This window comes from Paracoccus sp. C2R09, assembly GCF_018860625.1.
Lineage (GTDB): Bacteria > Pseudomonadota > Alphaproteobacteria > Rhodobacterales > Rhodobacteraceae > Paracoccus.
The window spans coordinates 333,536-346,476 of sequence record NZ_JAHKQB010000007.1; the positions used below are offsets into that span (position 1 = coordinate 333,536).

Here is a 12,941-nt window from a genome sequence, read left to right on the forward strand (position 1 = left end):
GCGTCTCGGCCTTCTTGGCACGCGACCGGCGCTTGGGCTTCGGTGCCTCCTCGGTCGGTGCGGCCTCGGCTGCGGGCGTGTCGGATGCAGGCTCGGCCTCGACCGCCGGTGCTGCGGGCGCTTCGACAGCTGCCTCAACAGGCGCTTCCGGGGTTGCCTCGGTGGTCTGCTCCGCTGCCTTCTCCTCGGACTTCGACGAGGATTTGCTGCGGCTTCTGCTGCGGCTGCGCTTGGGCTTCGGGGCTTCGGCCTCGGGGGCCGGGACCGAGGCCGGGGCTTCGGCGGCGGTTTCGGTCTCGACCTCGTCCTCGGCGGTCACGCCGGCCTTGGGCCACAGATCGACCAGCATGAATTGCGGGACGTGATCGCCCATGCCCTTGACCGGAGCGCCGCGATCGCGGCCGCCCTCGCGGCGGTTGCCGCCACGGCCGTTGTCGCGATTGCTGTCGCGGCGGTCGTCACGACCGTTGCCGCGGCCATTGTCGCGGCCGTTGTCGCGATTGCTCTCGCGGGGTTCCTCGCGGCGCTCGGCGGCCTGCGGCTTGGGCTGTTCCTCGGCGCGGTCCTGCTTCTGCTCGGGCTGCTCGTCGCGGCGGCTGCCACGGCGGCGGCTGCGCGTGCCGCCGGACTTGCGCTCTTCCTGGCGATCCTCGGATCGTGCGTCGCGCACGGGTGCGGACGAGGTCTGGAAGCCTTCGGGGGTCTCGGCACGGGGCAGGGTCATCTTCACCAGCGATTCAATGGCGGTCAGGTATTTCTCGTCCGAGGGCGTCGCGATGCTGTAGGCGGTGCCCAGACGACCGGCGCGGCCCGTGCGGCCGATGCGGTGGACATAGTCCTCGGCATGGCTGGGCAGGTCGTAGTTGAAGACATGGCTGACGGCCGGAATGTCCAGCCCGCGTGCGGCCACGTCCGATGCGATCAGCAGGCGCAGCCCGCCGTCGCGGAAGGATTCCAGCGTCCGGGTGCGCTGGCTCTGATCCAGGTCGCCATGGATCGGCGCCGCGTCATAGCCGTATTTCTTCAGCGACTTGGCGACGATGTCCACGTCGGTCTTGCGGTTGCAGAAGATGATGGCGTTAGTCAGCTTCTCGCCCTCGGCGTCGATCAGGGCGCGCAGCAGGTCGCGCTTCTGCTTGGACACCAGGTCGCGGCGCGGGGGCGCCAGTTCGACCAGCCGCTGCGTGATCGTCTCGCTCGTGGTGGCCTGACGGGCGATCTCGATGCGTTCGGGCGCGTGCAGGAAGGTGTTGGTGATGCGCTCGATCTCGGGGGCCATGGTGGCGCTGAAGAACAGCGTCTGGCGCGTGAAGGGCGTCAGCTGGAAGATGCGTTCGATGTCGGGGATGAAGCCCATGTCCAGCATGCGGTCGGCCTCGTCCACGACCATGATCTGCACGCCGGTCAGCAGCAGCTTGCCGCGTTCGAAATGATCCAGCAGGCGGCCCGGCGTCGCGATCAGCACGTCGACGCCGCGGTCGATCAGCTTTTCCTGTTCGCCGAAGCTGACGCCGCCGATCAGCAGCGCCTTGGTCAGGCGGGTATGCTTGGCATAGGTGTCGAAATTCTCGGCCACCTGGGCTGCCAGTTCGCGCGTCGGGCACAGCACCAGGCTGCGCGGCATGCGCGCCCGCGCGCGGCCCCGGCCCAGCATGGTGATCATCGGCAGCGTGAAGCTGGCGGTCTTGCCCGTTCCCGTCTGCGCGATCCCCAGCACGTCGCGGCCTTCCAGCGCGGGCGGGATGGCACCGGCCTGGATCGGCGTCGGCTGCTCATAGCCTGCCTCGGCGATGGCCTTCAGAACCTTGGGGTCGAGCTTGAGATCGGTGAATTTGGTCATTCGGGGCTTTCCACTGGGTCGCACCCGCAGGCGCGTCGCGTTCCATGTCGCGGCGCCGATCCGTTCGAGGCGCCGATCTGATGGGACGCAATTCCGCACGCCCCGCCTTGCTGCCTGTCGGATACAGGCCCGGACCCCCTAGAACAATGTGTCCCAAAGGTCAATCTTTTGCGCCGCATCACGTGACATGAACGCCATTTCGGGAACTTGCCGCGATGATGGTGGTTCCAAGCGGGGCCATTGCTATGATGGTTTGAAACCATGGGGATGAATGCAATGGCGATCGAGATGACCGGTGGGCTGAGCCCGATGCAGGCCTTTGCCGTCGTGGGCGCCGCGGGTGTGGGCGCGCAATGGCTGGCATGGCGATTCCGCATGCCGGCGATCGTGCTGATGCTGGCGGTGGGCCTGCTGCTGGGGCCGGTGACGGGCATCTTCGTGCCCGAACGCGACATCGGCGATCTTGTCGAACCCATGATCGCGCTGGCCGTGGCCGTCATCCTGTTCGAGGGGGGGCTGACGCTCAGCTTCAAGCAGCTGGCGGATGCGCGGCCCGCGGTCAGGCGGCTCGTCTATCTGGGGGCGCCCCTGGGGTGGCTGTTGTCGGCCCTGGCGCTGAAATACGGCGCGGGGCTCAGCTGGGCCAGCGCCGTGGTCTTCGGCGGCATCATGATCGTGACGGGCCCGACCGTCATCGCGCCCCTGCTGCGGCAGGCCAAGCTGATATCCCGCCCCGCGCAGGTCCTGCAATGGGAGGCGATCGTCAACGATCCCCTGGGGGCACTGGCCGCCGTCCTGGCGCTGGAGGTCGTGCTGGTCCTGAACACGGGTCTCGGCTGGGGCGATGCGGTGCTGCAGCTGGGGCTGGGGATCGGTTTCGCGACGATCGTGGGCGGTCTTGCGGGCTGGTTCGTGGCGCGGGCCTTCCGGCTGGGCTGGGTGCCCGAATACATGAAGGTGCCGCTGCTGTTCGTGCTGGTCATCATCGTCTTCGCCGTGTCCGATGCGCTGCTGCACGAATCCGGTCTGCTGGCCGTGACGGTGATGGGCCTCGTGATCGCCAACAGCAATCTGCCCAGCTATCACGAGCTGCACCGCTTCAAGGAACATGCGACGATCCTGCTGGTCAGCGGCGTGTTCATCCTGCTGGCCGCGGGCATCAAGTTCGAGGACATGGCCCTGCTGGGCTGGCGCTCGGCGCTGTTCCTGGGGCTGGTCGTGCTGGTGGCGCGTCCGCTGACGGTGCTCGTGTCGCTGATCGGGACGAACCTGCCGCGCAACGAACGCCTGCTGGTGGCCTTGACCGGCCCGCGCGGGGTGGTGCTGGTATCGGTCGCGGGGATCTTCGGCGAAAGGCTGGTCGCCGCGGGCTTCGAGGATGCGGCCCAGATCGCGCCGCTGGCCTTCCTTCTGGTGCTGGTCACGGTGATCCTGCACGGTTTCGCGCTGAAACCCCTGGCCAAGCGGCTGGACCTGACCTCGGGGGACAAGCCCGGCCTGATGATCGTGGGCGGATCGCTGTTCGCCACCGGCCTTGCCAAGGCGCTGGAGAAGGCCGAGGTCAACGTGCTGGTCACGGACACGAACCGCGACCATCTGCGCACCGCGCGGGCCGCGGGCGTCAGCACCTTCTATGGCGACATCCTGGGCGAGGCGGCCGAGAACAACGTCGAATTCATCGCCTTCTCGGCCATCCTCGCGGCGTCGGACAACGATGCCTACAACACGCTGGTCGCGACCGACCTTGCACCCGAATACGGCCGAGAGGCGATCTGGCAGCTGGCCCGCCACAAGGAGGATCGCGCCCGCCACGCGCTGCCGAACCAGCTGGGCGGGCAGACCGTCCGCGGCAACCGCACGCTGGCGCAGTATCTGGACCTGCTGGCCGAGGGCTTCATCTTCCGCACCACCCGCCTGACCGAGGAATACACGCTGGAGGACTGGCGCGCCGCCCGCCCCGAGGCGATCCCGCTGGTCATGGTCCAGGGCTCCGAGATGTGGTTCATCCACGAGGATGAGGACATGGTCGGCAAGCCCGGCACGCGCATCGTGTCGCTGCTGCCGCAAGAGACCGCCGAAAGGCTGGCGGCCGAGACGGAATCCGCACCGGGCGACAGCGGCCGTGCCGTGGCCCGCGCCGAGGCCGAGGCCGTGCGCCGCGGCGAAGGCAACGGATCGGTCCCCGGCGGCCAGCCCCGCCGCACCGAGGTCGAGGAGGTCGCCGAAGGCGCCAAGGACGATCCCGACCTGATCGAGAGCAGCGAGGACGGCGGCAGCGATGACGGGGGCAGCGAAGACGGTTCCGGCAAGGGCTGAAGGGCCGCGCCGGGCCGCAGGCTGTTGACCTTGGCGGGCGGCAGGCGCTAATCCGCGTGGGTCAATCAGGAAGCCAAGCATGAACCTCTTCACCGATCTCCGCGACCGCGTCATCCAGGCGCTGGACCAGATGGTCGATGCCGGCGAGCTGCCGCAGCACCTCGACTATGCCAACGTGACGGTCGAGCCGCCGCGCGATCCGGCCCATGGGGACATGGCGACCAACGCCGCCATGGTGCTGGCCAAGCCCGCCGGGCTGAAGCCGCGCGACATCGCGGACCGTCTGGCCGCGCGGCTGACCGACGACCGCATCACCTCGGCCGAGGTGGCGGGGCCGGGCTTCCTGAACCTGCGGCTGGCGCCGTCGGTCTGGCAGGGCATCGTGCGCGACGCGCTGGTGCAGGGGGCCGATTACGGGCGTTCGGATATCGGCGCGAAGCAGAAGGTGAATGTCGAATTCGTCAGCGCCAACCCCACCGGCCCGATGCATGTGGGCCATGTGCGCGGCGCGGTCTTCGGCGATGCGCTGGCGAACCTGCTGGATTTCGCGGGCCATGACGTCACGCGGGAATATTACATCAACGACGGCGGCGCGCAGGTCGATGTGCTGGCGCGCTCGGCCTATGAACGCTATCGCGAGGCGAACGGGCTGGAGCCCGAGATCCGCGAGGGGCTCTATCCCGGCGATTACCTGATCCCCGTGGGCGAGGCGCTGAAGGCGAAATACGGCGACAGCCTGCTGGATCGTCCCGAATCCGAATGGCTGGCCGATATCCGCGAATTCGCGACCGAAGCCATGATGGAGGAGATCCGCCAGGATCTTGCGGCACTGGGCGTGCGGATGGACGTCTATTCCAGCGAGAAGGCGCTTTATGGCACCGGCCGCATCGAGGCCGCGATCGAGCGTCTGCGCGGCATGGACCTGATCTATCGCGGGGTGCTGGAGCCGCCGAAGGGCAAGCTGCCCGAGGATTGGGAAGAACGCGAGCAGCTGCTGTTCCGGTCCAGCGCGCATGGCGACGACGTGGACCGTCCGATCCAGAAATCGGACGGGGCATGGACCTATTTTGCGCCCGACATCGCCTATCACTGGGACAAGATCGACCGCGGTTTCGACCAGCTGATCGACGTGTTCGGCGCCGATCACGGCGGTTACGTCAAGCGCATGAACGCCGCCGTCAAGGCGCTGTCGAACGGTCGCGTGCCGCTGGACGTCAAGCTGATCCAGCTGGTCAAGCTGTTCAAGAACGGCGAGCCGTTCAAGATGTCCAAGCGTGCCGGCACCTTCGTGACCCTGCGCGACGTGGTCGAGGAAGCGGGCGCCGACGTCACCCGCTTCATCATGCTGACCCGCAAGAACGACGCGGCGCTGGATTTCGACTTTGCCAAGGTGCTGGAACAGTCGAAGGACAACCCCGTCTGGTATGTGCAATACGCAAGCGCCCGCGTGAATTCGGTGCTGCGCCGCGCCGCCGAGGCCGGGATCGAGGCGGGCGATGCGACGCTGATCGATGCCGATCTGTCCGTCCTGTCGCATCCGGCCGAACTGGACCTTGCCCGCAAAATCGCCGAATGGCCGCGGCTGGTGGAACATGCCGCCCGCGCACACGAGCCGCACCGGGTTGCATTCTTCCTGTATGAGATCGCCTCCGAGCTGCATTCGCTGTGGAATCGCGGCAATGACGACACGTCGTTGCGCTTCCTGCAGGAAGGCGACGTGGCGACCAGCCAGGGAAAAATTGCGCTGGCGCGGGCCGTCGGCGTTGTGATTTCGGGCGGTCTCGCTATTCTTGGCGTCAGTCCGGCGGAAGAAATGCGCTGAGGAACAGCCTCCGCCGCCGGTCTTACCAAGGCAGTCAATGAAATCCGGGCAAACCGGCAGGCAGGCAGACATGGCAGTGATGGATTTCCGCGAAGGCGGCTATGTGTTCTCGCGCCACAAGGTGAAGCGCGAATTTTCCTACGACCAGGCGAACTGGCGGGGCGACGGGGCGGCAGGCGATGCGGAATATCCCGCAGGCGCTGGCCCCGACGGCATCGGCACCCGGGTGGCGCGGCTGACGCATTATGTCGGCGCGGTGGCATCCGTCGGGCTGATGATCGGCCTCATGGCCTGGGGTTGGGAACTGGTTTCGCGCGACGTTTCGGGCGTGCCGGTCATCCGTGCCATCCAAGGCGAATCGCGCACCACGCCGGAAAATCCGGGCGGCCAGCTGACGAATCACACCGGGCTTGCCGTCAATTCGGTCGCAGCCGGCGAGCAGGCCGGCGCGCCCTCGCAGGTGGCGATCGCGCCTGCCGCCACCGATCTGGCCGAGGATGATGTTGCCATGGGGCAACTGGGTGCCACGGCCCGAGAGCCCGCGAACCCGTCCGAGACCCAGCTGAACTTCGACGGCGAACCCGTCGTGCCGATGTCCGATGCCGAAGCCCGCGCCCTGGCCCAGGCCGAGGCCGCGCAGGCCGCCGAACGCGCATTGGCCGATCAGGCCGTGAACGAGGCCGCGATCATCGACGCGCCCGCATCCGAAGGCCCCGTGACCGCCGTCGTCACCGACGAGACCGGCGCCCCCGCGCAGGCCACCGCCATCGCCGAGGCGCTTGCCCAGGCGCAGGCCGAGGCCAGCCCCGGCGTGCTTGTCGCTTCGACCCGGCCCGCACCGCGTCCGCGCACCACCCGCGTTGCCGCGGTGACCCCGACCACCCGCACCGACGCATCCCCCGCACCGGCACCTGCCGTCGCCGCCGAGCGCCCCGCGCCGGAACCCGCCGCCCAGCCGGTCGCCGCGGCAACGGCCAGCGGTCCGGTCGTTCAGGTCGGCGCATTCGACAGCGATGCGATCGCGCAGGGCGAATGGCAGCGTCTGGCGGGCCGTAACTCGGGCCTCTTTTCCGGCAAGTCGCCGGTGATCCAGCAGCACCAGTCGAACGGCCGCACCTTCTGGCGTCTGCGCGTGGCGGGCTTCGGGTCGCTGTCGCAGGCACGAGAGTTCTGCTCGGCGCTGAAATCGTCGGGGACCGACTGCCTGGCGCTGAACTGATCCGATGACCAGCGCCACGATCCTGGGCGGCATCGCCGGCACGACACTGACCGCCGACGAGGCCGCCTTCTTCCGCGAGGCCGACCCCTGGGGCTTCATCCTGTTCGGCCGCAATGTCGAAAGCCCCGATCAGCTGCGCGCCCTGACTGCCGCCCTGCGCGACGCGGTGGGTCGCGAGGCCGTGATCACCGTCGATCAGGAAGGTGGCCGCGTCCAGCGCCTGCGCGCGCCACATTGGCGCAACTGGCCCGCGCCGCTGACCCAAGCCGATGCCGGGCCGCGCGCGATGTGGCTGCGGTATCACCTCATGGGGCAGGAACTGCGCGCAGTCGGGATCGATTCGAACTGCGCGCCGACGCTGGATGTCGCGCAGGATGCGACCCACCCCTTCCTTCTGGATCGCTGCCTGGGGTCGGACCCTGCCGTGATCGCGGGGCTGGGTCGCGCGGCGGCCCAGGGGCTGCTGGATGCGGGCGTCCTGCCCGTGGTCAAGCACATGCCCGGCCATGGACGTGCGCAGGCCGACAGCCATCACGACCTGCCCGTGGTGGATGCGGATGCCGACGACCTGTCCGGCCTCGATTTCGCCCCCTTCCGCGCGCTTGCCGACCTGCCCATGGGCATGACCGCGCATATCCGTTTCACCGCGCTGGACGACCGGCCCGCGACATCCTCGGCCAAGGTGGTCGATCTGATCCGACGCGATATCGGCTTCGACGGCCTGCTGCTGACGGATGACATCACCATGAATGCGCTGCCGGGCAGCCATGCCGACCGCGCCCGTGCCTCGATCGAGGCGGGCTGCGACATCGTCCTGCACTGCAATGGCGACGTGGCGCAGATGACGCCGGTGGTGGAGGCTGCCGGCCCGATGGGCCCCGATGCCCGCCGCCGCGCCGATGCCGCGCTGGCGCTGCGCCACGCCCCGCAAAGGGCCGACATTCCCGCCCTTCTGGCCGAGTGGCAGTCGCTGACCGGCGCCATCGCTTGACAGAAGGGGCGCGGGGGCGGGACGCTTCTGACCGTCCCGCCCCGCGCCTTGCAAGGATCGTTCATTGCCCCGACCCCGCGTCCCCCATCTGCGTCCGGTTCCGGACCCCGATCACGACCCCGATGCCGTCGCGCAACGCCGCGCGGACGAGGCGCTGATCGTTGATGTCGAGGGTTACGAGGGGCCGCTGGATCTGTTGCTGACCATGGCACGGACCCAGAAGGTGGACCTGCTGAAGATCAGCGTCCTGAACTTGGCCGAACAATACCTGACCTTCGTCGAGGAAGCCCGCGCCCTGCGGATCGAACTGGCGGCGGATTACCTGGTGATGGCCGCCTGGCTGGCCTTCCTGAAATCGCGCCTGCTGCTGCCCCCCGACCCCGAGGCCGACGGCCCCTCGGCCGAGGATATGGCCGCGCATCTGGCCTTCCAGCTGGAACGGCTTGCGGCGATGCGCCATGCGGCCGAGCGCCTGATGGGGCGCGACCGGCTGGGGCAGACGCGCTTTGCCCGCGGGGCGCCCGAAACGGTGACGCGCGCGCGGCGCACCGAATGGCAGGCCGGGCTGATCGACCTGATGCGCGCCTATGCCCGGCTGAAGACCAAGGACGAATTCCGCCCCTATGCCTTCGACCGTACCGACATCTTCACCATGGAGCAGGCGTTGGAGCGTCTGCGCCGGATGATCGGTTTTGCCGGACAATGGACCGATCTTGCGGTCTTTCTGCCCGATGGCTGGTCGTCGGACCCCGCGCGGCGTCGCAGCGCCACCGCCGCGACCTTCGCGGCTTCGCTGGAACTTGCGCGGCAGGGCCGGTTGGAGATACGCCAGTCCGACACGTTCGCGCCCATATCCTATCGCGAAAGAAGCCATGACGACCGCCCCTGATCCCGCCGATTTCCCGCCGCCGCCCATGGACGAACAGGAACGCATGGTCGAGGCGATCCTCTTTGCCGCCAGCGCGCCCATCTCGATGCGCGAACTCTCTGCGCGCCTGCCGCGGGGCTGCGATGCCCCCGAGGCCGTGGCGGCCCTGCGTCGCAGCTATGCCGGGCGCGGCGTGGTGCTGGAACGAATCGGCGACGGCTATGCCTTCCGCACGGCGGCGGATCTGTCCTTCCTGATGCAGACCGAAACGGTCGAGGCCCGCCGCCTGTCCCGCGCCGCGATCGAGACGCTGGCCATCATCGCCTATCACCAGCCCGTCACCCGCGCCGAGATCGAGGAGATCCGGGGCGTGGCCGTCAGCCGCGGCACGCTGGATCAGCTGATCGAGATGGAATGGGTGCGCATGGGCAGGCGCCGCCAGACGCCGGGACGGCCCGCGACCTTCGTCGTCACCGAAGGCTTTCTCGATCATTTCGGGCTGGATTCGGCGCAGGATCTGCCCGGGTTGTCCGAATTGCGCGCGGCGGGGCTTCTCGAATCCCGCCCACCCTCGGACGGGCTGGCCGCACCCCTTGTTCCGACCGAGGACGAGGACGATATTGAGAACGGTGATCCCGCCGAGGATCTGTTCGAGGATGAGTGAGGGGATGCGCCGATGAACGTGAACCAGCTGGTGAACATGTTCACCAAGATCGTCGCGCGTCGTGCGATGAACTGGGGGATCAACAAGGGCATGAAAGGCCTGTCCCGCAAGGGCGGGGCGCAATCCGGCAACGTCCAGCAGCCGGGTCAGCAGGCCGACCTGAAGAAGCGGATGCGCAGCTTGCGTCGGATGACGCGCCGCTGAGGCTTTGCTTTGCCGCCCGCCCGCGCTAGGGCAGGGTGATGGAGCAGAACGATCTCGAAATCTTCCTGGTGGCGACGCCGGGACTGGAAGCACCGCTTGCCCAAGAGGCGGCGGCGCTTGGCTGGACACCCGAACAGCAACCCGGTGGCGTGACCATCCGCGGCGGCTGGCCCGATGCCTGGCGCGCAAATCTGTGGCTGCGCGGCGCGACGCGCGTTCTGGTGCGCATCGGCGGTTTCCGCGCGATGCATCTGGCGCAGCTGGATAAGCGCGCGCGCAAGTTCCCCTGGGCCGATATCCTGCCCCGCGACCTGCCGATCAAGGTCGAGACGGTCTGCCGCGCCTCGAAGATCTATCACGCGGGGGCCGCCACGCAGCGGATCGAACGCGCGATATCCGAGACGATGAACATGCCCGTCGGTGGCGAAGGCGCGATCGTGGTCAAGGCCCGGATCGAGGATGACCTCGTGACCTTCAGCATCGATTCGACGGGTGAATCGCTGCACAAGCGCGGCCACAAGGAGGCCGTGGCGAAGGCCCCCATGCGCGAGACGATGGCCGCGATGTTCCTGTCTCAGATGGGCTTCGACGGCAGCCAGCCCGTGCTGGATCCGATGTGCGGTTCGGGCACCTTCGTGATCGAGGCCGCCGAGATCGCATCGCGCCTGGCCCCCGGCCGCAGCCGCGGCTTCGCCTTCCAGCGGCTGGCGAATTTCGACGCGGATGCCTGGGCGGCAATGGCCCCGCCCGAGGCGCTCAAGGCACCCCAGCAGTTCTTCGGATCGGACCGCGATGCGGGTGCGATCTGCATGTCGCAGGCCAATGCGGAACGCGCGGGCGTGGCGGGGACGGCTCGTTTCCGCAGCTGTTCCATCGCCGATCTGCAGCGCCCCGATTGCGCGCCGGGCATCGTCATCGTGAACCCGCCCTATGGCGCGCGGATCGGGAACAAGGGGCCGCTGTTCGGCCTGCATGCCGCCATGGGCGAGGTGTTCCGCGAACGATTGCAGGGCTGGCGCATCGGCATCGTCACCAGCGAAGGGGGGCTTGCCAAGGCCACGGGGCTGCCCTTCCAGCCGCCGGGTCCGATCGTGGCCCATGGCGGGTTGAAGATCCGCCTGTGGCAGACGGGCCCGATCTAACGGAACTGCTTGGCCAGCTTCAGACCCTGGCCCTGGTAATTCGAAGCGATGTCCTGACCGTAGAGACGGTCGGGACCCGCCGCCATCCGCTCATAGATCAGCCGGCCGACCACCTGCCCGTGTTCCAGCACGAAGGGGGCCTCGTGGCAGCGCACCTCGAGAACGCCGCGGGCACCGCGTCCCTGTGCCCCGATGCCGAAGCCCGGATCGAAGAATCCCGCGTAATGGACCCGGAATTCGCCCACCATCGCCAGATAGGGGGCCATCTCGGCGGCGAAGCCCGCGGGGATCGCCACCGATTCGCGGCTGACAAGGATATAGAACGCGCCGGGATCCAGGATCAGCCGCCCCTCGGTCGTGCGCAGCTCGTCCCAGAAGTCGCGGGCGTCATAGGCGCCGATGCGGTCCAGGTCGATCACGCCGCTATGGGGACGGGCCCGGTATCCGACCAGATCGCCCGTCGCCGCACGCAGATCGACCGAGAAGCCCAGCCCCTGATCGATCAAGGGCGGCGTATCGCCCGTCAGCGGCTCTTGCGCATGAAGCGCCGCAAGGTCCGCGTCGTCCAGCACCGCCTGTCCCTGACGCAGGCGCAGCTGGTTCAGGCGCATCCCCGGCCTGACCAGGACCGAGAAGCTGCGCGGGCAGATCTCGGCATAGAGCGGGCCGTCATAGCCCTCGGGCAGGCGGTCGAATTCGGTCCCGTCATCGGTCACCAGGCGCGTCAGCAGGTCCAGCCGCCCGGTCGAGGATTTGGCATTCGCCACCGCCTGCACGCCCTTGGGCAGAGTGATCCGTTCCATCAGCGGCACAAGATAGACGCAGCCGCGTTCCAGCACTGCGCCCTCGCTCAGGTCCATCTGATGCATCTGGAAATCGGCCAGCCGCTCCGTGATGCGTCGTCCACGCCCGGCAAGGAAGCTGGCCCGCAGGCGATAGGCCCGCTGGCCCAGCCGCAGGTCCAGCGATGCGGGCTGAATCTGTTCGGGAATGATGGGACGGTCCGCCGTGATGGCGCCGCCATCGATCATGGCGTGTATCTGATGGTCGGGCAGAACACCGTTCATCGGGGGATCCCTTCTTGGCGGAAACGAGAAACGCCCACCCCCGCAAGGGGATGGGCGTTTTCGAAGTGGTCGGGCCGGCGAGATTCGAACTCGCGGCCTTCCGTCCCCCAGACGGACGCGCTAACCAGGCTGCGCCACGGCCCGACGCGCATCGTATAGAGCGATATGAAGGGGATGCACAAGGCCTGCGACGCGGAAATCTTCATCAAAACGTCGAACTTGTTCAGCCAAGCCGGGTCAGCGCCCGATGCGCCTGCCCAAGCGCCTGCGAAAGCCCTGCGTGACGCATTTCCGACGGTCCGATCATGCGCAGCTTGCGGGCCAGATCGCCCAGCCGCGCCAGCCAGACCGGCTGCGCGGCTGCGAGCGCCATTGCGGGCGCCATTGCTGGCGCCGGTTCGAAGAAGTCCTCGGTCGGCTGCGTCGCAATCGGCGCGGCATCGTCGGATTGCACCGGGGTTTCGGGTTCGGGCAGACGCTCGGGTTCCGCTTGGGGCTCAGGTTCGGGCAGGGGGGGCAGGATGCGCAGCGTACCGCGCGCGCGGACGGCCTCGCCCCGGTCCACGGCGATCTGCTTTTTCGCGCCGCGGATCGTCAGCCCGTCGTCGCGCAGCAGCGCGCAGATGCCTGCCGCAAGGGCCACGTCGGCGGGGCGATAATATCGCCGCCCGTCGGCACGCTTCATCGGCTTCAGCTGACTGAACTGGGTTTCCCAATACCGCAGCACATGGGGTGCGACTCCGATCAGGTTGGCGACCTCGCCGATCGAACGGAATGCCTCTGCACCTTTCTGCATGCGGTAATCGCT

10 protein-coding genes, 1 tRNA gene and 1 pseudogene are annotated in these 12,941 nt (G+C 68.1%); 8 read left to right on the top strand and 4 right to left on the bottom strand.

Annotated features, from left to right (window positions below; all coding sequences use genetic code 11):
• Positions 1 to 241 precede the first annotated feature (241 nt).
• Positions 242 to 1,840 (bottom strand): annotated as a pseudogene (locus KO490_RS02155) (DEAD/DEAH box helicase); the annotation flags it as partial.
• Between the two features lie 276 nt (positions 1,841 to 2,116).
• Between KO490_RS02155 and KO490_RS02160 the strand changes: the two are divergent.
• The 8 genes from KO490_RS02160 (at position 2,117) to KO490_RS02195 (ending at position 11,066) form a co-directional block, all read left to right on the top strand.
• Positions 2,117 to 4,156, top strand: coding sequence for a sodium:proton antiporter (locus tag KO490_RS02160; RefSeq protein ID WP_216017822.1), 2,040 nt, complete (start codon positions 2,117 to 2,119; stop codon positions 4,154 to 4,156).
• Positions 4,157 to 4,235: 79 nt separating this feature from the next.
• Positions 4,236 to 5,978 carry an arginine--tRNA ligase gene (gene argS, locus KO490_RS02165; protein ID WP_216017735.1) on the top strand — a complete coding sequence of 581 codons (1,743 nt, stop codon included), beginning with the start codon at positions 4,236 to 4,238 and terminating at the stop codon, positions 5,976 to 5,978.
• Between the two features lie 70 nt (positions 5,979 to 6,048).
• Complete coding sequence (locus KO490_RS16590; RefSeq protein WP_216017736.1) at positions 6,049 to 7,197, top strand: SPOR domain-containing protein; 1,149 nt, start codon at positions 6,049 to 6,051, stop codon at positions 7,195 to 7,197.
• A gap of 4 nt (positions 7,198 to 7,201) precedes the next feature.
• Positions 7,202 to 8,188: a beta-N-acetylhexosaminidase gene (gene nagZ, locus KO490_RS02175; RefSeq protein WP_216017737.1), complete on the top strand. Its 987-nt coding sequence runs from the start codon at positions 7,202 to 7,204 to the stop codon at positions 8,186 to 8,188.
• A gap of 64 nt (positions 8,189 to 8,252) precedes the next feature.
• On the top strand, positions 8,253 to 9,077 hold the full coding sequence (locus KO490_RS02180; RefSeq protein WP_252726950.1) for a ScpA family protein: 825 nt from the start codon (positions 8,253 to 8,255) through the stop codon (positions 9,075 to 9,077).
• Positions 9,061 to 9,720 (top strand): SMC-Scp complex subunit ScpB, encoded by a 660-nt coding sequence (scpB, locus tag KO490_RS02185; RefSeq protein ID WP_216017738.1) that lies wholly within the window; start codon positions 9,061 to 9,063, stop codon positions 9,718 to 9,720. The genes KO490_RS02180 and scpB overlap by 17 nt, the downstream gene beginning before the upstream one ends.
• 12 nt (positions 9,721 to 9,732) lie before the next feature.
• Positions 9,733 to 9,924: a hypothetical protein gene (locus KO490_RS02190; protein ID WP_216017739.1), complete on the top strand. Its 192-nt coding sequence runs from the start codon at positions 9,733 to 9,735 to the stop codon at positions 9,922 to 9,924.
• A gap of 38 nt (positions 9,925 to 9,962) precedes the next feature.
• Positions 9,963 to 11,066: a class I SAM-dependent RNA methyltransferase gene (locus tag KO490_RS02195; protein ID WP_216017740.1), complete on the top strand. Its 1,104-nt coding sequence runs from the start codon at positions 9,963 to 9,965 to the stop codon at positions 11,064 to 11,066.
• Here the strand turns inward: KO490_RS02195 and KO490_RS02200 are convergent.
• The 3 genes from KO490_RS02200 to KO490_RS02210 form a co-directional block, all read right to left on the bottom strand.
• Positions 11,063 to 12,133, bottom strand: coding sequence for a 2'-deoxycytidine 5'-triphosphate deaminase (locus KO490_RS02200; RefSeq protein WP_216017741.1), 1,071 nt, complete (start codon positions 12,131 to 12,133; stop codon positions 11,063 to 11,065). The two genes, KO490_RS02195 and KO490_RS02200, sit on opposite strands and share 4 nt — an antisense overlap.
• A 66-nt stretch (positions 12,134 to 12,199) precedes the next feature.
• A tRNA-Pro gene (locus KO490_RS02205) sits at positions 12,200 to 12,277 on the bottom strand.
• A gap of 79 nt (positions 12,278 to 12,356) precedes the next feature.
• Complete coding sequence (locus KO490_RS02210) at positions 12,357 to 12,929, bottom strand: MerR family transcriptional regulator (RefSeq protein ID WP_216017742.1); 573 nt, start codon at positions 12,927 to 12,929, stop codon at positions 12,357 to 12,359.
• Positions 12,930 to 12,941: the final 12 nt, after the last annotated feature.